The organism is Pseudomonas sp. NPDC077451 (assembly GCF_044543345.1).
Classification (GTDB): domain Bacteria; phylum Pseudomonadota; class Gammaproteobacteria; order Pseudomonadales; family Pseudomonadaceae; genus Stutzerimonas.
Map to the genome: position 1 here is coordinate 347717 of NZ_JBITVX010000003.1, position 21057 is coordinate 368773.

Consider the following 21057-nt stretch of genomic DNA (forward strand, 5'->3'; position numbering starts at 1 on the left):
CATGGCATCCACCACTCCCAGCGGCCTGTGGACGCTGCGCATGGGCAGCCTGAGCCTGCTGCTGCATCGGCGCAACTGGCTGATGTGCGGCCTGCTCACGCTGCTGCTTGCCGTATTGGCCACACTGGCAATCAGCTTGGGGTCCGGCCAGATGGGCATGCGAGACGTGCTCGCCGCCCTGCTCGGCAATGGCAGCAAGCTGCATGAAATCATGGTCTTTAAAATCCGCATGCCGCGGGTCGCTGCGGCCATTGTTGCCGGCTTCGCCATGGGCATGGCCGGCTGCCTGATCCAGACGCTGGTGCGCAACCGCCTGGCGACGCCAGACATGATCGGCGTGAACGAAGGCGCCTCGCTGGCGGTTGTCGGTTTTTCCCTTTACCTGACGTTGGGTAGCTGGCCCTGGTGGGCCTCTCCCCTGGGCGCGATATTGGCCGCGGTAGCGCTGTTCACCCTGTGCCGCCGCCCCGGAGAGCAAGGCTATCTGTTCATCGTCATCGGTATTGCGCTGTCGGAGCTGCTCGGCGCGATCGGCGACTTCGCCATGTCGACGCAGCCGCTGGTGCACCTGGGCAGTCTCTATCTCTGGACCATGGGTCACTTCGCTGGGGTCAGCTACCAGACTGTCAATCCGATCGCCCTGGTCCTGCTGGCGCTGTGTCCGCTGATGGCCTTGGTCAACCGCCCCCTGGCCTTGTTGCGCTTTGGCGATGCCACTGCGCAGAACCTGGGCATCCGCGTACCGCTGGTACAGCTCGGCGTGCTGGGCCTGGCCATTCTGGTGGCCTCGTTGGGCACGGCGATTGGCGGGCCGGTCGTATTCATCGCCATGGCCGCACCGATCCTGGCGTCCTGGCTGGCGCGCGATAACCTTGCCCCGATTTGGCTATCGGCTCTTTGCGGAGCGGTCCTGCTGTTGGGCAGCGACACGCTGGTGCGGGTGCTGGCGCAGCCGGAAGAGATCCCCACCGGCATCATGACACGGCTACTCGGCGGCATTCTGCTGCTGGCATTGCTACTCAAGGACAGACGAGGGGCTGACTGATGACGGTACTGAGCGTCGAACACCTTCATTTCGCCTATCAGGACAAGGTGGTCCTGGACGACCTCACTTTCTCGCTGCCCAAAGGCCGGCTGATTGGCATCGTCGGCCCCAACGGCAGCGGTAAATCGACCTTGCTCAAGCTATTGGCGCGTCAGCTGCCCTTGCAACGTGGCGAAATTCACGTCCACGGGCAGTCGCTGCCTCGTTACTCGATGAAAAGTCTGGCCCGTCAGCTGGCGTTTCTCCCCCAGCGCCCGGTGATGGCCGAAGGAATACTCGTCGAACAGCTGGTGCAATACGGTCGGCATCCGCATCAGGGGTGGTTCAATCAGTGGAGCGACGAGGATGCGCGCCAGGTCTCCCGCGCTCGCGCGGCCATGCAGCTTGACGCTATCTGGCATCGCCAGGCCTCTTCGCTCTCTGGCGGGCAGGCGCAGCGAGCGTGGCTGGCCATGATCCTGGCGCAGAACACCGATCTGATCCTGCTCGACGAGCCCACCAGCGCGCTGGATATCGGCCATCAGGCCGAAGTCATGGAAGCGGTGCACCGGATCGCAGCCGAAGGCCGCACGGTGCTGATCGTCATCCATGACCTGGGCATCGCCGCGCGCTATTGCGACGAACTGATCGCCCTCGCCGATGGGCAGATTCAAGCCATGGGGCCTGCGCGCGAAGTAATGACCAAAGCGCTGGTTGACCGCCTTTACCAGACCGAGGTGGACATCCTGCCGGCGCCCGGTGACGGCGCTCCGGTAATCGTGCCGCGTCGCCGTTCGCTCGTAGCGTCTGTGCTTCCCGCCTCTGCGCCATCAGCCACCCGCACCCCAGCGGTGCCCGAACCCGCTCAAAAGGACACGACCCAATGATCAAACGAACTCCCTGGCACCTCACCATCGCACTTATAGCGGGGCTGATGACACTCAGTGCGCACGCCGCCACCCGTCAGGTGGAAGATGCGTTCGGCAACACCGTCACCGTTCCGGCCACGCCTGAGCGCGTTGTCACGCTAAACGAGATCGATCTGGATACGGCGCTGACACTGGGCGTAACACCGATCGGCACCGTCAACGGTCGCGGCCAAGCTGCACCGCCGCGTTACCTGGAAGGCAAGGTGCCGTCAGGCATCAAGGTCGTTGGCGATCTGGACAACCCCAACCTGGAAACACTGCTTGAGCTGGAACCGGATCTGATCCTCACCGGCCCGGTAAAGCCAGAGCAGTTGGCGATACTCAACGAGATCGCGCCTACGGTCGTGACCTTCAAGTGGGCCGAACCTTGGCAGTCCAGCATGCAGCGAACGGCGCATGTCCTGAACAAGGATGCTGAAGCCAAGGCTTTTATGGACCGCTACGAAGCGCGTGCAGCCGAGGCGCGTGAGCGTCTGAAAGACCATCAAGGCGAGACGTTCAGTATCGTTCGCTGGAACCCGAAGGGCCCGTCCTACATGTTCAAGGACGCGTTCTCCAGCACTGTGGTGGAAGACGTCGGCCTGGTCCGCCCGGCTCACCAGCAGGACCCAGGCCACACTCATTCCATGGCGCTGAGCCTTGAATCCCTTGAACTGCTGGATGCGGACTGGCTGGTGATCGGGACTCTGGCCACCAGCGGCGAAGCCGTCGAGGCGCTTAGCCAGGCTGAAGAAACACCGGCGTTCCGCCAGCTCTCGGCTATCCAGGCCAAGCGTTTCGCCGCCGTCGATGGATCGCTGTGGACCTCGCTGGGTGGGCCGATGGCTGCCCTGCAAGTGATCGAAGATGTGGAATCCATCGTCAGCAAAACAGACGCTGAGCCGGTCGCGAAAAACTAGCTTAGATATGTCCCGTGGCCGCCCTGGCCACGGGCTAGCGCACTCGATCAGACCGGCTCTGGCAGCCGCTTGCGGTCGATCTTGCCACTCGGTGTCTTCGGCAGCGAGTCCAGCAGCACGATACGACTCGGAACCATATAGTGCGGCAGGCTCAGATGCAGTGCTCGGCGGATCTGAACCCGACCGGGCGCAGCTTCTCCTCCTGTCTCCACATAACCGACCAGGCAGGCCTCGTCGCCTTCACCCAGCAACCGCACCGCAGCATCCTGCACCCCTTCGATGCGCCGCAGGTTGGCTTCGATTTCGCCCAGTTCGATTCGAAAACCGCGCAACTTGATCTGATCGTCACGGCGTCCAAGGTATTGGAATTCGTCGTCGCCGATGCGGCGAACCCGATCCCCGGTGCGGTACAGACGCCGCCCTTGCCAGCTGATGAAGGCTTGCTCGCTCAGATCGCTGCGTTGCCAGTAACCCTGTGCCAGCGATACCCCTTCGATGCACAGTTCGCCCTCGCCGCCCGGCCCGATGTCATTACCGTTATCGTCGAGAACCCAATGTTGGTAGCCGTCGAGTGACTGCTTGAGCCGCACACCTTGGTCCGCCAACGGCTGCCCGACCTGCGCCATCATCGACCAGACGGTTGCCTCAGTGGGGCCATAGCAGTTCCAAAGTTGCCCTACCGACTCGCTGAGCCGTGCCGCCAGCGTAGCGTCCAGAGCTTCACCACCACAGAGCGCGGTCAGACCTTCACGCCCTTGCCATCCCGCTTTGAGCAGCATTCGCCAGAATGCAGGCGTGGCCTGCAGGGTGTTCAGGTCCGGCCGGCTGTCGAGCAACTGCAGCAGCGCCACCGGGTCTTTGTGAGCCGGCGCGCAGACCACTTCGACATAGCCGCCTACCCACAGTGGCCCGAGCATCTCCAGCAGGGAGATGTCGAAGGCCGGCGTTGTGGTGAACAGCCAACGTGTGTCCGACCCGATCCCGACACGCCGGGCCGCGGCGTCGAGGAAGTTGCTTAAGGCAGCCCGGCCAATCACGACGCCCTTGGGTTTTCCGGTAGAGCCGGACGTAAACATCATGTACGCAGGCAGCTGGTCATCGAGCACCAGCGGCTTGGGCATCGCTGCAAGACCGGGTCTCAAGCGCAGCGAAGGTGCCAGCGAGCGCGACGGCTGCTCATCCTGAATGATGCGGTGCAGGCATGCGTCGTCGGCGATGCCCTGCAGCCGGTCAAGCGGAAACTCCGGCTCCAGTGGTACGAAACAAAGCCCTTCATGCAGGCAAGCGAGCAGCGCCGCGATCAGGTCCGGTCCACGGGAGAGATGCAGCCCGACGCGATCACCTGCAGTCAATCCGTCTGCGCGCAGTTGCAACACGATGGCCGCGACGCGTGCTTGCAACTCGGCGTAGCTGAAACTGGCGCCGAGGCACCCTAGCGCTGAGCGCTCGGCGTGACGGGCGAAAACCTGGGCGAGCTGTAGGTTCAGTGACGTCATTGCAGCTCTCCGCCAAGTGCAGCCAGGGTTTGCAAATTAGTTCGCAACGACTGCAAAAAGCGGGCACCGAAGTCCGAGCGCAGGCTGCCGATCTGCCGCAAGGTCAGCAGGCCGCCAAACACGCCTCCATGCAGGCTGATCAGTTCTGCAGACAGGTTTCCAGCACCGCTCGGGTTGCCCGGCGGCAACGGCAATGGCTGCCAGTCCCCTGCTCCGCTCTGGTAATTGCCGAGGTAATTCAGCGCGACGGCGGGCAGCGGAAGACTGTCACGATGCGCCGGATTGCTGCGCAGCGGCAGATAGCCAATGCCCTTGTCCGGCACCTGGCGCAACTGCTCGGCAGCGTGCTGAACCAGCGTCGGCCAGTCCGCCTGGTTATGCACCCTGACCGGGAACATGCTGGTGAACCAGCCAACCGTGCGGCTGACATCCAACCCGGCATCAATCGGTTCGCGGCCGTGACCTTCCAGCATGATCAACTGCTGCTCGCCGAGCCCCAGCTCCACCAGCGACCGGGTCAGCGCAGCCAACAGCAATTCGCGGACGTCGACCTGCAATCGTCTGGTCGTCATCTGAATCAGTTGCCGAGTGGTGACTTCATCCAGCTGCAACAGTTGCGGCTCGGATCGCTCGCTGGATGACCATTCTTGGGGAACGGTTTGATTGGTAAATGCCTGGCCCATCGCACCGACCTGCTCACGCCAGTACGGCAGCTGCGCTTCAGCACGCTGCGCATAGGCAGCGAGACCCTCGCCCCAATGGCGATAGCTGCTGGTCTTGTCCAGCAACCCATCGCCGCGGGCCAGTCGCTGCAGGTCTTCAACCAGAATGCGCCACGACACCGCGTCGATGACCAGATGGTGAAACGCAATAAACAGCCCTCGCCGGCCGTTCGGCAAGTTCTCGATGACGGCCCAGGCGAGCGTTCGAGCGCTGGCCGGATCGAGGTGGGATTGCAGCTCGGTTAGCGCATGCTGTAACCCCGACTCGCCCAGCTCCGCGGCATCCAGTTGGGCGGGCTCGGGTAACGGCAGGAAATCCCTATAACACTGGCCAGAGGGAATGACGATCAGCCGCAGCGCATCGTGCTGCGCCAACAATTGGCGCATGTAATCCATCAGTTGGAGCTGACTCACCTCGGCGGGCAACCCCAGCACAACACCCTGGTTCCAATGCTGGGGTTGAGCGAACGGCTGCTCAAAGAACCATTGCTGGATGGGCTGCAGAGGGAAATCGCCAGCCAGCAGACCTTGCTCGGCGCGGATCGCCTGGTTCTCGCGTGGTCCTTCGAGCACGCGGCACAGTCGGCGCACGGTCTTTGCCTCGAACACCTCCTTGACGCTACAGGGGTAGCCGGCATCGCGCAGACGTGTCGCCAGCTGGATGCTCAGAATCGAATCGCCGCCCAACCGGAAGAAATCGCTTTCTACGCCCAGCGGCTGCTCCAGCACAGCCTGCCAGATCTCCAGCACGTGTCGCTCCAGATCGCCAGCGGGCGACACTAGCTGTTCAGCTTCGGCCAGCTCAACCTTGGGCAACTGCCGCTGATCCAGCTTGCCGTTGGCCGTAAGCGGCATCTTGTCGAGGATGATCAGACGCTGGGGCACCATGTATTCAGGCAGTCGATGGGCTGCGGCCTGCAATACTGCGTCTGGCTCGGGTGTCGCTTCGCCAGCGGTTTCCGTGGCGTAGGCCACCAGCGCCTGACGTGTGCCCTGAGTGACGACCAAGACCTTTATTTCCTGCAGGCTTGCGCAGCTGGCGTGCAGTTGAGCTTCGATCTCCCCCGGTTCGATGCGGTAGCCGCGCAGTTTTATCTGCGCATCCAGACGGCCCAGGTACTCGTATTCACCGTTGGCCAGCAGCCGTGCGCGGTCCCCGGTGTGATACATCCGTACCTTCACCCCGGCGAAATCATGCTTACGAAAGGCCTCAGCGGTGCGCTCCGGCTGGTTGAGATAACCGCGGGCCAATCCTAGCCCCGCCAGACAGAGCTCACCCGGAACACCGACTGGGCACACCGCGCCGTGCCGATCCAGGATCACCGCCTGCATGCCCTCGATAGGTTGGCCGATGGTCAGGCGGGTGCCTGCCGCGAGCGTCTTGGTCAGCGCCGTAACGGTGGCTTCGGTCGGACCATACATATCAATCAGACGGAACTGGGATGCCCAACGCTGTGGGATCGTAGGCGGGCAGGCTTCGCCGCCGAAGCCCACCGCTTTCATCGCGGGCAACGGTCGCTCCGGCAGTGTCGCCAGCAGCGCTGTGGCAAAAATCATGTGCGTGGTTTCGGTGCGCTCGATCTCATCCAGCAAACCCTCACCGGGATCGGCCCAAAGCAGACAAGCACCGTGAACCAATGGCACCAGCGCACACATGTTGCCGGCATCGAACGACAAGGACATGCAGTCCAACATTCGATCACCCGGCGCGACATCGAGCCGGCGACCGTGATCAAGTAGCAGGTTGACCAGTGATCCCTGTTCGATCATCACGCCCTTCGGCAATCCGGTCGATCCGGAGGTGTAGATCACCTGAGCGAGTCGTTGCGGGTCATGCTTGAGTGGCGGCGCGCATGGCGACTGGGCATCCAGCTGCGCCTGGATTTCATGGTTAACTAGATCGACCCAACGCTGGGCCGGCTCCAGCTCGAATGGCGCTGCGCCCTGCCCGATGACCAGCTGCAAATTGGCGTCCTGCATGATGTGGCTGAGGCGCTGCTGGGGATAGTTCGGGTCCAGCGGGACATAGGCCGCGCCGACTTTCCAGCAGGCGAGCAACGCGACCGCAAAGGCGTTTTCCCGCCGCGCAAGAACACCGATCAGCTCGCCTGGCGCGCAGCCCTGAGCCTGCAACCAATTGGCAAGCCGGCTGGCACGGGCGTCTAGCTCCGCATAGCTGACGTAGCCTCCCCCCTGCCGCAGAGCGGGTCGATTCGGATGTAACCGAACCATGTCGCTGAACAGCGAAAGCGCGGTCAGTCCGTCGGGATAGATCGCGGGCAACACTGACAAGCGCTCAGCGGTCTGGTCCAGCAACGAAGGATCGTGCATGGGCAACTGCCAGATGTCCTGCTCTGGCGCATCGACCACGGCCGTCAACATGTTCAGCAGTCGGCTCGCATAGCCTTCGATACTGCTGCGTTCGAACAGCGCCGTGGCGTAAAGCCAATCGACCCGTACCGAATCCATCAGCTCGGTGACCTTGACCGAAATGTCGGTCTTGGCAGGCAATACCGGAGAGGTCTCCTCCACCGCGTCACAGCCGGGGATCAGGTCGTTGAAATCGACCCGCGCCTGGTAGACCAGCATGATCTGAAAGATCGGATTGATCGCGGTATGGCGGTCCATGCCCAGCGCTTCGCTCAGGGCCTCGAACCGATAGAGCTGGTGATCGAACGCCTGAAGATCGTCAGCACGGCACTGTCGCAAATACTCGACAAATCTCTGCTGTTCGGGAAGCTGCGTGCGCAACACCAGCGTGTTGACGAAAAAACCTACCAAAGGCTCGACATCCGCCCGCTCGCGGTAGGCCAAGGGGGTGCCAACGACAATGTCGCGCTCACCGGAATGGCGTGCCAGCAGCAGCGCGAACAGCGCATGCAGACCGATGAAGGGGGAAGTGTTGTGTTGCTGGCACAGCCCTTTGAAGCGATCCCAGAGCACATTGTCGATAGTCGAGAACACCACTTCGCCGCCGCTGGCCGGTTGGGCAGGCCGTGGCTTGTCCAGCGGCAGGCTGTGCACCTCAGGAATACCCGCCAGGCGTTCGACCCAGAAGGGTTTGAACTGCTCGTGATAGTCCCGGAATAAGCGCGAGTTGAACCAGCATGCGTAGTCGATGTAGGTCAGGGTGGGCTCGTCCCAAATCAGGGACTCACGATTCTGGTAAGCGAGAAACGCAGTCTTCAGGTCGGCGAACATGTTCTTCACCGACCAGCCATCCGAGATGATGTGGTGCTGGTTGATCATCAGCACGTGCTCGCGCTCGCCCAGCTTTAGCAAGGTGACGCGCGTCAGCTGCCCGCTGGTGATATCGAATGGACGTTCGATCTCTTCGCGCACCCGCTGCGCAACCAGATTCTCACGTGCCTGCTGTTCGAGATGGCTGAGATTTTCCCGCGCCAGATGAAACCCGGTGTGCGGCAATATCTCCTGCTCGCCCCGGCCCTCGGCGCTACGCTGGAAGCGCGTGCGCAAACTGGCGTGACGGGCGACCAGCGCATCGAAGGCGAACTCCAGCGCAGCCACATCTAGCTCCCCAGTCAGGCGGAAGAAGACGGGCATGTTGTACAGGTGCGATTCCTGTTCGTACTGCTCGATGAACCAAAGCCCGCTCTGCGATGACGACAGCGGACCGACGCTGAGCTGTTGTGGCGCGATCGGCGCATCGAATGCGCGTTGAGCCCTCAGGCATTCGATGATGGCGTCGCGATTGTCGCGTATCTGCTGCCCGAGCGCGGGGGTTACAGCCTCTTTGCTCGACAGCGAAACCAGCTGCTGCTGATCGTTGAGAGCAAGCTGCACGCCCTGCTGAGTCAAGTGCTTCAGCAGGCCGATTATATTTTTTTGCATCTGCTACCTCTCGGAGTCTCAGGCCGCCAGGGTGGCGCCGCCGTCGACGACGATGTCCTGCAGGGTGATGTGGCTCGCCAGGTCCGATGCGAGGAACAGCACGGTACGGGCGACCTCTTCTGGCGTGGCGATCTTGCGCAGCGGAATGCCCAGCTTGTACTGCTCAGGGAAGCCAGCGATGGTCCGTTCCCGCGCGTCCTCGCCGTGCCACATGCCACGCTGCATGGCGGTATCGGTTGAGCCCGGCGATACCAGATTGCAGCGCACGCCGTGCTCAGCCAGCTCCAAACCCGCTGTTTGGATCAGGCTGGTAAGCGCAGCTTTGGATGCGCTATACGCGGCCATTTGCATGCGTGGAACGTGGGTCGCATTGCTGCTCACCGCCACTACCGCTCCGCTGCCCTGCGCTTTGAAACGCGGGATCAGTTCGCGCAGCAGATAAAAGGCACCGGACACGTTGACCCGTATCGAATCATCCCAGTCAGCCGAACTCAGATCCTCAATAGCTCCGAGCCGCAAGATGCCGGCAACATTGGCGAAGACATCAACCCGCTGTTGTCCACTCAGCAGCTCACTGCACGCATGGCGCACCGCGGCCGCGTCACCGACATCAAGCAGGTAGGTCGTGAAGCCGTAGTTACCTTCGGAAAAGGCGCGGTCGAAACCGATGACCTGCGCGCCCAGCCGTGCGAAGCCTTCGGCCACGGCGCGGCCGATTCCCTGCCCGGCGCCGGTCACCCAAACGCTCTGCCCGCTGAAACTCATCTGATCGTTCATTCGCCTGCCCCTTCACCAAACCATTTCTACGAGTTCTTCTCGCTGTTGCAGTCGGCTGTCCAAAAAACTGCAGAAGTCCGCCAGTTGCGTGTGATCGAAGACATCCGAAACCTTCACGGCGGTGCCGAACTCGGCGCCAAGGCGATTGACGATCTGGATGGTCTGCAGCGACTGCCCACCGAGCTCGAAGAAGTTGTCCTCCGGCTGAATGCCACTGACACCGAGGATCTGCTGCCAGATAGCGCTGACGCGTCGCTGCGTCTCGTCGTTTAGCACGCGTTCGGTCGAGCCTTGCAGATAGGCCTGCTGCAGGCGCTTACGGTCGATTTTGTTGCTACCGGTACGGGGCAAGACGGCGAAATGACGGCAATCGGTAGGCACCATCGCTGCTGGCAGCACGGCGCTCAGCTCGCGTTTGATCGCTCGGACGTCGTCCCGCGGGCCTGCGAAAAACGCCACCAGCCGGCGCACTCCGGCATTGAGCTCCAGGCCTAGCACGCAGGCCTCGTCGATACCCGGCAGTGCCAGCATCCGTGCTTCGACCTCTCCCGGCTGGATGCGATAGCCGCTGATCTTGAACTCGTTGTCCAGACGACCGAGGTACACCAGCTGACCATCGACCAGCCGCACCCGGTCACCGGTGCGATAGATCCGAATCGTCTCCTCGCCAATGCGTAGATGGGCAAAGGCCGGCGAGTCGCTGTTGAGGTAACCGTTGGCGAGCTGTGGACCAAACAGCACCAGCTCACCTTCCGATCCGGGCCGATTTCCTCGCTCCAGTACCAGCGCTTCGACACCTGCCAGTGGTTGACCGATAGGCAGCCGTTCGCGATTGAGTTCGAGGCTTTGCAGATCGCAGCTCGTCGCTACAACCGTGGTCTCGGTCGGGCCGTAGGTGTTGATCAAACGAACATCGTGCCGCCCGACGCCTTGCCAGGCCTGCAGCTGCTCGGGGTACACCGCTTCGCCACCGATGATCACCGTCTTCAAGGATGGCGGGATCTGCACCTGACCGCTGCGTAGCGCAACGACCCACTCGTTCCAGAATGCGGTGGGCAGGTCGACCACGCTGATTGCCAGTTGCTCCAAGCCTTCCACAAACGCGGCCATCGACTGCAACATCGCGTCGGTCCGCAGCACCAATGTCGCCCCCACCGACAAGCTGACAAAGACCTCCTCGATGCTCGCATCGAAGTTGAACGGCGCAAATTGCAGGACGCGATCGGCTGAACCAATGTCGTAGCGCTGCCGAGCCGCGTGAGCGAAATGCGCCAATGCACGATGGCTGACTTCGACGCCCTTCGGCGCACCTGTCGAACCGGAGGTGAACATCAGATAACAGCCTGCATCGTTACTGCGCGGGCTATACGTCCGGTTAGCCGAGGTCAGCAACCCGATTAACTGGATCGCGCCTGAATGGATGTCCGCCAACCGATGCCGGTAGGCCGCCTCCGTGATGACCAGCGCCAGCTCGGCCGTCTCGCAGATCAGCCGTTGCCTGTCGGCGGGCTGCTCTGGGTCCAGCGGTACGTAGACCGCACCAGCGAGCAGCACCCCCAACTGGGCAAGGATTGCTTGTGGCGAACGGCTCAGCATCACACCGACGCGCTGGCCCGGCTCAATCCCCTGTTCGACAAGCGCGGCAGCAACCATCTCGGCACGCGCCTGCAGCTCGCCGCAACTTATCGCCTGCTCATGCTGAACCAGCGCGATGTGCTCAGGCCTGTTCTGTGCCTGTAGGCGTATCGCCTCCAGCACATTGCTCGGTTGCACGTGGGAGGCGCGACCAGGGGTCTTGAGGACTTGCCAGGCTCGGCGAACTGCAAACAGCTCTTCGAGCAGCACGGCACGCGGCTGCTGCGGCTCGGCCAGCCAGCATTCGAGCAGATCGAACAGTTCTTCTTGGAGGCTGCGCACCTGGTCGAGGCTGTAGCAGGCCGGGTTGGCGTCGTAGTCGAGTACCGGCATGCCATCGGCGCCAATCTGCACTTCCAGCGTCAGATCCTCCACCGGCCCGGCGCTCAGGTTCAGCGTTCTCGCCGGGCAGTTGCCGTAAGTCAGCGGACGGTCGAACGGCATGATATTGATCAGCGGGCCGAACAGACGCTGTTCTCCGCCAACACGCCCCAGGTCCCGGCGCAGGGATTCGTAGCGGTAGTGCTGATGCTTGCGGCTGCTACGACGCAGCTTGCCGATGGCCTTGGCGCAGGCGATCAGATCGGCATCGTCCGGCAGATCCAGGCACAAAGGCGCGATGTTCATCTGCATGCACGGCACGTTGAACGAGGCCGAGCCGATGCGATTCATCACCATCAAACCCAGCACCTGGGAGCGGACACCGCTTACCTGCCGGAGATGAGCCGAGACACCAGCCAGCAGCAGGTCCGGCCAGCCGAGGCCATGCGCTTCGGCAACCTGATTCAGTGCCTGCCACAGGGGCTCTGTGAACGGAGCGCCGTGACGGATGAACGTGGCCGATATCGGCGCACTGCGTTCACTGAAGCTGGCAGGCTCCGGCATGCGTGACAATGTTTCCAGCCAGTAACCGCGCGCAGCGGCGGTACGGCCCTGAGCGTCCCGCTCGGCGTCTTCCTTGAGCACATCCTCATATCGGCCAAACTCACTGGCTGGCACCGAGTCACCGCTCATCGCAGCGCCGTAGAGCTCGGCGATTCGCTGGTACAGCAGGTTGGTGCCATAGCCATCGAGGGCGATGTGATGCACACAGCTATAGAGAAAGTCGCGCCCCTCGGCCTGCAGCAACACGAAACGGCACGGCAACTCGCGTTGGAGTTCAATCGCGATGCGAATGTCGTGCATGGCCCAGTCACGGACCCAACCTTCTGCATCCGCCCCTGCCGGAACCTGCACCTGTTGAACGACCACTGGCAGTTCGCAGGGTGTGAAGAACACCGCGTCTTCATCGGCCACGAACACTCCGGATAGCGCCTCGCACTCCCGCACCGCCTGTTGCACCGAGGCGATCATCGTCGCCGCGTGAATCTTGCCGGCGAAGGCGATGCATTCTGCGGTATTGAACATGGCGCGGTCTTCGTTGAGCAGGTAGCCGGACCAGAGCCCTTGCTGGGCAGTCCCGAGGGGCCTCATCGGACACCTCCGTGCTCGTTGAGCAGAGCCCACCAACCGTTCAACGTCGGGGTCTTGGCCAGATCGGTGAAGCTCAGTTCCAGCCCCTGCTCCCGCCATTCGCTCAGCAGGGTCATGATCTGAATCGAATCCAGGCCGTAGTCGAGGAGGTTCTCGTCGGGGTCGAAGGGCTCATCCATCTCGTCGAGCATCGACAGCAACCGCGCTTCAAGCTCTTCCCGACTCGGCAATGACCGGTTGGCGGCGCCCAGTTCGAGCACTTCGCGGCATGTCACGACCTTGCCGCACCGCGTCGCCACGTAGTTCAACGCCATCTCGTGCTCGGTCACGCCGAAATCTGCGATGCCGTCGGCCAGCACGAAGGGCTGGATGTCCCGCATGAAGGCATCGCACGCCGTCATCAGGCAGCCGATATGACCGTAGATGCCACCAATGATCAGCTGGTCGCGACCGAGCTCGTTCATCATGTGTTCCAGCGGTGAACGCTGGAAAGCGCTGTAGCGCCATTTCACCAGAACCGTGTCGTTGTCAGCAGGCGCCAGGCCCGGGACGATCCCTTGGCGCTCGGGATATCGCGTGATTCCCGGTCCCCACATGTCGGTCAGCAGCGCCCTGTCCGCATCCGCTTGCTCACCCGGCTGGGCTGTGTAGATGACAGGAATCCCCAGTGCTTTGCAGCGCTGACGAACCTGTGCCAGACGCGAGACCAGTTCATCGATAAAGGCGCTGTCCTTGCCCCAGAAATCACAAAAGTACGCTTGCATGTCGTGAATCAGCAGGACCGCTCGATCCGGTTCGAGCGACCACTGCACTTTGTTCGCGCTCCATTCGCTGGGCAGGCGGTATGGCGTCAGGGTGGGAATTGCCATGAAACGAATCCTTATTCGGTAACGGTCAGTTGTTCAGCGACGCGACGGCGCAGGCGGTTCTTGTCCACCTTGCCGACCGCGGTCACCGGCAGCGCGTCGATGTGTACGAATCGGTCGGGAAGCTTGTAGTCGGCCAAGCCGAGCCCGCGCAGAAACTTGCGCAGCACGATCCCCTTGAGCGAGGGGTCGGCGCTGACGATGTAGGCGCAACTCTTCTCGCCCATGGCTTCATCGGGCACTGAAACCAGCGCCGCCTGCGCTACGGCGGGATGCGCCATCAGCAGGTTTTCCACCTCTTCGGCGGCGATCTTCTCGCCGCCACGATTGATCTGATCCTTTATCCGGCCGACGACGACGAGGTAGCCATCGTCTCGCTGGCGGACCAGGTCACCGGAGCGGTAAAAACCCTCGGCATCGAATGCGGCGGCGTTGTGCTCGGGGCTCTGGAAGTAGCCGCGGATCGTGTACGGCCCGCGCGTCATCAGTGCCCCGATTTCGCCAGCGGCCACTGGATGACCCTCGCGGTCGACGACCTTGATCTCGTCATCGGGGCTCATCGGCTGGCCCTGGGTCAGGTAGACATGCTCGTCGCTATCATCCAGCCGGGTGTAGTTGACCAATCCTTCAGCCATGCCGAAGACCTGTTGCAACCTGCATCCCAACACCTGAGGGACACGCCTGGCCTGGGCCTCAGGCAGCTTGGCGCCACCAACCTGAATCAACTGCAGCGAATCGAGCTCACCATGGCAGCTAGGTGCGGCCTGCAGCCACATGGCCAAGGCCGACGGCACCAGCGCGGTAACGTTGACCTGCTGCTGTGCAATCAAAGGGAAGCAACTGGCGGGACCGGGGTCCGGACTCAGAACGACACGACCGCCAGCGAGAAACACACCCAGCGCGCCGGGTGAGCTCAGCGGAAAGTTGTGCGCTGCAGGCAATGCACAGAGATAACGGGTGTCGCGATCGAACTGACAGATCTCGACGCTGCGGCGAACGCTGTAGAGATAGTCGTCATGGGTACGCGGGATCAGCTTTGGCGTCCCGGTACTGCCACCGGAGAGCTGGAAGAAAGCCACTTCGCCGGGCGGCGTCGGGCTGAATGATCGCAGTGCCTTCGCTTGCACGAACCAGCTCTGCAGACGCAGCTCAGGGTGGGGATCGTCGTGCAGCAAGACGGTATCCAGCTCGGGAATAAGTTCGGTCAGTTCCTCGACAAACGCATCGCCTATGAACAGCGAATGGACCCGGCTAGCTATCAGCAACCGGGGGCGGACCTGCGCGGCATAGGCCACCAGTTCCAGACGGTTGTGACTGAACAGTGCATTGACCGGCGCTATGCCGACTTTCATCAATGCAAAGAACACAACGTATAGCTCAGCCTGATTGCCCAGCTGGACAAGCGCACGGTCGCCCTGCCCCAGGCCGCGGTTCGCCAGCCGTTGCGCCAGGTTGGTCGAGGCCCGGTCCAGGTCGGCATAGCTCAGCGATCTGCTGCCGTCGACTACCGCAACGGCGTCCGGCTGGGTGCTGGCCTGCTCGGCGAGCATCTGGCTCAGCGGTTCGCCACGCCAGTGGCCGGCCCGGCGATAGCGCTCTGCGAATGCGTTGGGCCAGCGCGTAAACGGAACCAGGCTCATACCGCCTCCCGATCGAGACCGAACGCTGCGAGCATGGTGCTGAGCTTGGTGCCGGTCTCGCGCCACTCCGATTCCGGGCAGGATTCCGATACCAGCCCAGCCCCGGCGAACAACCGAACACTGCGGTTATCGATCACGCCGCAGCGGATCACTACGGCCCACTCACCGTTCCCTGCCGCGTCGCACCAGCCGACAATGCCGCCAAAGACGCCTCGATCGAAGGGTTCGAGTTCTGCAATCAGTTGCTTGGCTGCGGCGGTAGGGAAACCGCAAAGCGCGGGAGTCGGGTGCAGCTGGCACGCCAGCTTGAGCGCCGATACGGGCTCGGCGAGCTCGCCTTCGATCCGCGTCGACAGGTGCCACAGCTTTGCCGTGCTCATCAGAGAGGGTGCGCCTGGGATGTGCAGCTCTCGGCACAAGGGGCGAAGCTGGCGTTCCATGTCACGAATCACCAAGCGGTGCTCGTGCTGGTCCTTGGCGGAATCGAGCAGGCACTGCGCCGCGTGCTCGTCTTCCGCGGGATCGACATGACGCCGGGCTGAGCCCGCCAGTGGGTTGGTTTCCAGATGCTGGCCGGTCTTGCGAAGTAGAAGCTCGGGGCTGGCGCCGATCAGTACGCCGCCGCCAGGCAGGTCGGTGAAGAAGTGGTAGGCCTCAGGATTCTGCTGACGCAGCCCCTGGAAGATCGTCGCGGCACATGGCGGCTCGTCGAATTCGAGCTGCAACAGACGGGACAGCACGGCTTTGTCGAGACGTCCATTACGTAGCGCGCCAAGCGCTCGGTTCACCGCCTGCTGGAAGCCAGCCTGGTTGGGCTGCTCGATGCACTGGCGTGCGTTACCACAAACAAATCCACAAATTGAGGTAGGCGGTGCCGTCGGAGGGAGATGACTGACGTGTCGCGGAATGAATAGATTTGAAGGTTGCTGCTTATCGAAAGGAATCACGCCAACCAGCACTGGATTGCGCAGCCCGGCTGCCTGGGCTTCGGCGAAACCGCGCTGGACGTCCCTCTCAAGGCCCGGCCCGGCACCCTCCGCCGGCGTGTCTATCACTTTGAAACAACCGCTGGCTTCAATACCCCCAGCCGGTGAATAGAATCGGTACGACGGCGGGAATTTGTACCCTGCCTCAGGCCCGTCGTAGGCGACGCGAGTCAATGCGTTCACCACCACCTCCGCAAATACTAATGAGATTGCTTATCATCTGCATGCGGCACGATAGTCAGCTCAACTGGATGCGTCAAATTGTTTCTAGACGGATTGAGGGGGTGGCATTTTGCCGGCACCAAGCGACGCTGCGACGCCAGCAGCAAGGTAGAAACGGTGCGGTAGGACGGTTGAGTGCGAGAGCTAAAGGTAGCGGCTGAGAACGAGCACCCTCTAACCTTTTATCGTTTAAAATCAAAAGGATATAGACGTTTATTGATATCACTTATCCGATGGCTTTGCGCCCCAGATCCACCGCTGTAAACCAGCATCGCAAACCGTACAATCAACATCAGTTACGGTTCATAACTTATTGATATAGAAGCAACTTTTAATTATTAGAAATTCGCTGAGGTGCCCTTTCTGTTCCGCGTGATGAAAGCAGATCAACTGACGCTGATTACGCTGTAGCGGATGGATTGTCCTTCGACACGAATCTCGGCCTCATCACCTTCCTCGCAGCCCAGCAGCGCTCTGCCTAGCGGTGAACGCGGAGAGATCACCAGCACCTCTTCTCCTTCAATCGTCACATTCAGCCCAGCGGCATCCGGCCCGAGGAACACCCAGCGGCAATTGTCAGCGGACTCCAACGAAACCAAAGCGCCCAGGGTAATCGCTGCATTGCGATGGGATCGCACCGGCAGGTTTCGATAGCTTGAGAGCGCTGTTTCTATTTCATGAACGCGTCGCCGTTGACCATCAGCCAGGTAAGCCGCTTCCAGGCCACGGGTGTCGTACTTGTTCTCCGCTTTGCTTTCGGCGTGCGTCGCTGCCTCGTGAGAGGCCTTCAGTGCATCCTTTGCAACAGCCAGGTCGGCCTGCAGCTTGTCGATGATCAGCGTCTGAAGATGGGTCTTATTCATGCGGGCTCGGTCAGTAAGGCGGTTGGCCCCTAGCATCGCATTGCCGTGCTCCTGGAGCCACGGCGTCCTTCTCAATCGATATGGGCACCTGCGTGTGCTGAGGCGAGGCTGACTTATCAACCGTATAGGCTGGTCGATCCGTTAGAAGCGCGGCACTATCGCCATACTGTTCCGGGCACGCTTGATATGCCCACGCCATCCAATCCAAACGAGATGCACGCCAACCAGGAGCGAATCGATGACACTGCGCGTAGCGCTAACTTTGGTAGCAATGGCGGTAGGCCAAGCGGCTTTCGCCGAGGGCCAGCCGCTGACGGTCAAACTGAACAACATCGAACACGACCGGGGCACAGTTCGCGTGGCTCTGTTCTCGGACCCAAAGACGTTCCGTAAAGCGGACCAGGCATTTGCCTCGAGCGAATCGCCAGCCAAGACCGGAACGGTCACCCTGGTGTTCGATGACGTACCAGCCGGTCAATACGCGATGATGGCCTACCACGACGAAAACGCTAACGGCGAGCTGGACCTCCGATTTGGCATGTTTCCTACCGAAGGTTATGGACTGTCCAATAACCCCAAGGTAATGGGTCCGCCAGCATTCGAGGAGAGCCGGTTCGAAGTGCCAGGCGACAAGCCCAGTGAGATCGACGTCGACATCCACTACTAAAGTCGAATGCGAGCCGATCAGCCTGGTGATCGGCCGGCTCATGGGCGTTTGCGCTTGGCGCGACCTGGTTAGCCGCGTACGGATCGCTTTTGATGCATCCTGCCGACGGCAACCCTACCAATGGTCGGGAGGGCAATGAACCGGAGCCAAAATCCCGCTGTCCAGACAAAAGCGTCTGGATTAGGCAAACAAACGATTTGTCGCCCCGCACCGGATATTTTTGAAAAAGAGGAAATTTGCCGCAGGCGGCAGAGCGAGACGCTGCTTATACTGACCACCCATTCCAATCTGGAGCCACACCCGTGAATAAAGCCGAGTTGATTGAAGCGATCGCCGCCTCCGCCGATGTACCGAAGAGCACCGCCACCCGCGTGTTGGATGCCTTCACCGAAAGCGTGACCAACACCCTGCAGAACGGCGACAGCGTGACGCTGGTCGGCTTCGGCACCTTTGCCGTCAAAGAGCGTGCAGCCCGTGATGGCCGCAATCCGCAGACTGGCGCAACGATCAAGATCTCCGCAGCAAAGCTGCCAGGCTTCAAGCCAGGCAAATCGCTGAAGGACGCAGTGAACTAAGTCACTGCATCCCAGGAAACCGGGCCGCTGACGTCCTCACGGACGCAGCGCCTGCTCGGACCTTCGCTCTCCTGCTTATCCCCGCCTGATTCCACCTGCCATAGCCGTAAGGCGAAAGCTTGCATACCGCGCGTTCGTGACATCCACACGGGCCGCTAGGCTTTCAACCTCACCTGCGCTCGCGCAACAGAAACTCTGATCAAGACAAGCAGACTGGCACGACAGCACCAGGTGGCTGCCGGCTATTGCCTGTGTGTTCTCGGGCGAATCAATCGTCTGGCGTCCTCGCGCCGGTTGATTTTGGTGAGCGGCGGCACCGTAGAAGATCTCGGGCAGCTTCGCTGCCAGACAGGTTTCGATGCACCCCTCGCCTACGCAGATCTGGATCTGCTAGCTGGCGTCCCGAAAGGGGGCATGAAACGCTCGCCTTGCACTATTAAAGCGCGCCAGCGCTGCTTAGCCCCGCCGCAAGCGCCGAAACACGCAGGTCTTGTGGTTGGCACTGCTCTTGCAAAATCCCTATTGCCAGGAAGCTGCGGCTCAGGGACGAGAAAATTCAGAAATAGCTGACTAGGGTTCCGGCTCGCGGTTGCGAGTGGCTGGTCCGAGAGTTGGCGACCTCCAGTGAGGTTACACGGCGGGATAAAAGCCCGGGAGACGGCGTTCGACACGCAGCTCCTATTGCCATGTCCACTCACTGGAGGCCTTTTATGCCCCTGCTCGGATTCGACAACACGACCGACCCGCGGCAACACCCCCCGATCGAAAGGGGGACCTCCCCATGCGCCTGATCAATCGTGTTCCGGGCCGCACCGGCTGGACGCTACTGGTGATGCTGCCCTTCGCAATTCTGCTGTTCGCCTATCTGGTCAGCTCTGCGCAACGGCTCGAAACCAACCCCAACGACAAGCTCCTGCCTAGCTTCACGCAGATGTCCAGCGCTGTGGAGCGCCTTGCCTTCACACCGGACAAACGCAGTGGCGACTACCTGTTCTGGCAGGACACCGCGTCCAGCCTCAAGCGCCTTGGCGTCGGCCTCGGCATCGCCGCGGTTGTCGGGCTGTGCCTCGGTGTTGCAGCTGGGACGCTGCCGCTATTCAGCGCGCCCCTGTCGCCCTTGCTGACGGTGCTGTCGATGGTCCCGCCGCTGGCGATCCTGCCGATTCTGTTCATCGTCTTCGGTCTCGGCGAGCTGTCCAAGGTGATGTTGATCGTCATTGGCGTGACCCCGGTGCTGGCACGCGATCTGGAACAGCGCGCCCGAGAGCTGCCGCCGGAATTGCTGATCAAAGCGCAGACGCTGGGCGCCAACACCTGGACGCTGATCCTGCGGGTGGTGCTACCGCAATTACTGCCGCGCCTGTTGATCGCACTGCGCCTGGTCCTCGGTTCAGCTTGGCTGTTTCTCATCGCCGCCGAGGCAATCGCCTCCACCGACGGGCTGGGTTACCGCATCTTTCTGGTCCGCCGCTATCTGGCGATGGACGTGATCCTGCCGTACGTGGCCTGGATCACCCTGCTCGCCTGGAGCATGGATTTCGGTCTACGCAAGCTCACCCAGCTGGCCTTCCCCTGGTACGAAGGAGCCAAGGCATGAGTCATGTCATCCGCCCGGCTGGCGAACGGCCAACCAACCCTTTCATTCAGGTCAACAACGTCTGGCAGGAATATGGCGATCAGGTGGTGCTGGAACGGCTGAACCTGAGCGTCAATGAAGGTGAATTTTGCACCCTGGTCGGCGCGTCCGGCTGCGGAAAATCCACCTTTCTGCGCCTATTGCTCGGCCAGGAACGGCCTAGCCGCGGTGACATCCTGCTCGATGGCGCACCCATCGCCGGCGAGCCCGACGCCAGCCGTGGCGTGGTGTTCCAGCGTTATTCGGTCTTTCCACACCTGTCGGTACTGGACAACGTCGCCCTCGGCCTGGAGTTGCCCAGGTCCCCCCTGCTGGGCCGCCTGTTCGGCCGCAGCAAGCGCGAAGCACGCGAGCAGGCCGAAGTGATCCTGCGCAAAGTGGGCCTTGGTCACTCGCTGGATAAGTACCCGGCACAGCTCTCCGGCGGCATGCAGCAGCGTCTGGCCATCGCCCAAGCACTCGTCATGGAGCCCCGCGTGCTGTTGCTCGACGAGCCCTTCGGCGCACTTGATCCCGGCATTCGCAAGGACATGCATGAGCTGCTTCTGCAACTCTGGCGGGAGACCCAACTGACGGTGTTCATGGTCACCCACGACCTGTCCGAAGGCTTCACCCTCGGAACGCGCATCCTGGTGTTCGACAAGACCCGCCTCGACCCTCACGCCCCTGGCGCCTACGGCGCACGCGTCACCTATGACATCCCGCTGAACAGCGATCGCCTGGTCGCGCGCGCCGCCGCTGGCGACCTGCCATCGCAGCTAGGCCACCTGCAAACCGTCAATCAAGGAGTCTGAC

At 61.8% G+C, this 21057-nt stretch carries 15 protein-coding genes and 1 riboswitch; of the genes, 7 read left to right on the forward strand and 8 right to left on the reverse strand.

The window, feature by feature from the left end:
* Position 1 precedes the first annotated feature (1 nt).
* Genes ACIGHL_RS08060 through ACIGHL_RS08070 form a run of 3 tightly spaced genes read left to right on the forward strand, consistent with a single transcriptional unit; the run spans position 2 to position 2852 of the window.
* Positions 2 to 1045 (forward strand): FecCD family ABC transporter permease, encoded by a 1044-nt coding sequence (locus tag ACIGHL_RS08060; protein WP_128121453.1) that lies wholly within the window; start codon positions 2 to 4, stop codon positions 1043 to 1045.
* On the forward strand, positions 1045 to 1911 hold the full coding sequence (locus tag ACIGHL_RS08065) for an ABC transporter ATP-binding protein (RefSeq protein WP_128121454.1): 867 nt from the start codon (positions 1045 to 1047) through the stop codon (positions 1909 to 1911). Before ACIGHL_RS08060 ends, ACIGHL_RS08065 begins: the two co-directional genes overlap by 1 nt.
* Entirely contained in the window at positions 1908 to 2852 is a 945-nt protein-coding gene (locus ACIGHL_RS08070) for an ABC transporter substrate-binding protein (protein ID WP_128121455.1), read from the forward strand. Before ACIGHL_RS08065 ends, ACIGHL_RS08070 begins: the two co-directional genes overlap by 4 nt.
* 47 nt (positions 2853 to 2899) lie before the next feature.
* Here the strand turns inward: ACIGHL_RS08070 and ACIGHL_RS08075 are convergent, their stop codons facing one another.
* The 8 genes from ACIGHL_RS08075 to ACIGHL_RS08110 all read right to left on the reverse strand — a co-directional run bounded on the left by ACIGHL_RS08075 (position 2900) and on the right by ACIGHL_RS08110 (position 17384).
* Positions 2900 to 4348 (reverse strand): amino acid adenylation domain-containing protein, encoded by a 1449-nt coding sequence (locus ACIGHL_RS08075; protein WP_128121456.1) that lies wholly within the window; start codon positions 4346 to 4348, stop codon positions 2900 to 2902.
* The gene (locus ACIGHL_RS08080; protein WP_128121457.1) at positions 4345 to 8922 is read right to left on the reverse strand and encodes a non-ribosomal peptide synthetase; all 4578 of its coding nucleotides are present in this window, start codon (positions 8920 to 8922) and stop codon (positions 4345 to 4347) included. The genes ACIGHL_RS08075 and ACIGHL_RS08080 overlap by 4 nt, the downstream gene beginning before the upstream one ends.
* An 18-nt stretch (positions 8923 to 8940) precedes the next feature.
* Positions 8941 to 9699, reverse strand: coding sequence for a 2,3-dihydro-2,3-dihydroxybenzoate dehydrogenase (gene dhbA, locus ACIGHL_RS08085; protein WP_128121458.1), 759 nt, complete (start codon positions 9697 to 9699; stop codon positions 8941 to 8943).
* Between the two features lie 12 nt (positions 9700 to 9711).
* The gene (locus tag ACIGHL_RS08090; RefSeq protein ID WP_128121459.1) at positions 9712 to 12807 is read right to left on the reverse strand and encodes a non-ribosomal peptide synthetase; all 3096 of its coding nucleotides are present in this window, start codon (positions 12805 to 12807) and stop codon (positions 9712 to 9714) included.
* Positions 12804 to 13676 (reverse strand): isochorismatase family protein, encoded by an 873-nt coding sequence (locus ACIGHL_RS08095; RefSeq protein WP_128121460.1) that lies wholly within the window; start codon positions 13674 to 13676, stop codon positions 12804 to 12806. The genes ACIGHL_RS08090 and ACIGHL_RS08095 overlap by 4 nt, the downstream gene beginning before the upstream one ends.
* Positions 13677 to 13687: 11 nt before the next feature.
* Complete coding sequence (locus ACIGHL_RS08100) at positions 13688 to 15313, reverse strand: (2,3-dihydroxybenzoyl)adenylate synthase (protein ID WP_216706825.1); 1626 nt, start codon at positions 15311 to 15313, stop codon at positions 13688 to 13690.
* Positions 15310 to 16482 (reverse strand): isochorismate synthase, encoded by a 1173-nt coding sequence (locus ACIGHL_RS08105; protein ID WP_181690037.1) that lies wholly within the window; start codon positions 16480 to 16482, stop codon positions 15310 to 15312. The genes ACIGHL_RS08100 and ACIGHL_RS08105 overlap by 4 nt, the downstream gene beginning before the upstream one ends.
* A gap of 425 nt (positions 16483 to 16907) precedes the next feature.
* On the reverse strand, positions 16908 to 17384 hold the full coding sequence (locus ACIGHL_RS08110; protein ID WP_045427034.1) for a GreA/GreB family elongation factor: 477 nt from the start codon (positions 17382 to 17384) through the stop codon (positions 16908 to 16910).
* A gap of 238 nt (positions 17385 to 17622) precedes the next feature.
* On the opposite strand from ACIGHL_RS08110, the gene ACIGHL_RS08115 reads away from it, so the two are divergent.
* The 4 genes from ACIGHL_RS08115 (at position 17623) to ACIGHL_RS08130 (ending at position 21056) form a co-directional block, all read left to right on the forward strand.
* Positions 17623 to 18051: a DUF2141 domain-containing protein gene (locus ACIGHL_RS08115; protein WP_128121461.1), complete on the forward strand. Its 429-nt coding sequence runs from the start codon at positions 17623 to 17625 to the stop codon at positions 18049 to 18051.
* A gap of 302 nt (positions 18052 to 18353) precedes the next feature.
* Positions 18354 to 18626, forward strand: a complete 273-nt coding sequence (locus tag ACIGHL_RS08120) for an HU family DNA-binding protein (protein ID WP_019339665.1) — start codon at positions 18354 to 18356, stop codon at positions 18624 to 18626.
* Positions 18627 to 19185: 559 nt separating this feature from the next.
* A riboswitch (guanidine-I (ykkC/yxkD leader) is annotated at positions 19186 to 19285 on the forward strand.
* 122 nt (positions 19286 to 19407) lie between these two features.
* Positions 19408 to 20223, forward strand: a complete 816-nt coding sequence (locus tag ACIGHL_RS08125; RefSeq protein WP_128121462.1) for an ABC transporter permease — start codon at positions 19408 to 19410, stop codon at positions 20221 to 20223.
* Positions 20220 to 21056, forward strand: a complete 837-nt coding sequence (locus ACIGHL_RS08130) for an ABC transporter ATP-binding protein (protein WP_128121463.1) — start codon at positions 20220 to 20222, stop codon at positions 21054 to 21056. Before ACIGHL_RS08125 ends, ACIGHL_RS08130 begins: the two co-directional genes overlap by 4 nt.
* Position 21057 lies beyond the last annotated feature (1 nt).

Coding starts and splice junctions, on each gene's coding strand:
- ACIGHL_RS08110 (WP_045427034.1), bottom strand. CDS start 17,384: ATGAATAAGACCCATCTTCAGACGCTGATCATCGACAAGCTGCAGGCC.
- ACIGHL_RS08130 (WP_128121463.1), top strand. CDS start 20,220: ATGAGTCATGTCATCCGCCCGGCTGGCGAACGGCCAACCAACCCTTTC.
- ACIGHL_RS08080 (WP_128121457.1), bottom strand. CDS start 8,922: ATGCAAAAAAATATAATCGGCCTGCTGAAGCACTTGACTCAGCAGGGC.
- ACIGHL_RS08060 (WP_128121453.1), top strand. CDS start 2: ATGGCATCCACCACTCCCAGCGGCCTGTGGACGCTGCGCATGGGCAGC.
- ACIGHL_RS08095 (WP_128121460.1), bottom strand. CDS start 13,676: ATGGCAATTCCCACCCTGACGCCATACCGCCTGCCCAGCGAATGGAGC.
- ACIGHL_RS08065 (WP_128121454.1), top strand. CDS start 1,045: ATGACGGTACTGAGCGTCGAACACCTTCATTTCGCCTATCAGGACAAG.
- ACIGHL_RS08090 (WP_128121459.1), bottom strand. CDS start 12,807: ATGAGGCCCCTCGGGACTGCCCAGCAAGGGCTCTGGTCCGGCTACCTG.
- dhbA (WP_128121458.1), bottom strand. CDS start 9,699: ATGAACGATCAGATGAGTTTCAGCGGGCAGAGCGTTTGGGTGACCGGC.
- ACIGHL_RS08075 (WP_128121456.1), bottom strand. CDS start 4,348: ATGACGTCACTGAACCTACAGCTCGCCCAGGTTTTCGCCCGTCACGCC.
- ACIGHL_RS08115 (WP_128121461.1), top strand. CDS start 17,623: ATGACACTGCGCGTAGCGCTAACTTTGGTAGCAATGGCGGTAGGCCAA.
- ACIGHL_RS08125 (WP_128121462.1), top strand. CDS start 19,408: ATGCGCCTGATCAATCGTGTTCCGGGCCGCACCGGCTGGACGCTACTG.
- ACIGHL_RS08070 (WP_128121455.1), top strand. CDS start 1,908: ATGATCAAACGAACTCCCTGGCACCTCACCATCGCACTTATAGCGGGG.
- ACIGHL_RS08100 (WP_216706825.1), bottom strand. CDS start 15,313: ATGAGCCTGGTTCCGTTTACGCGCTGGCCCAACGCATTCGCAGAGCGC.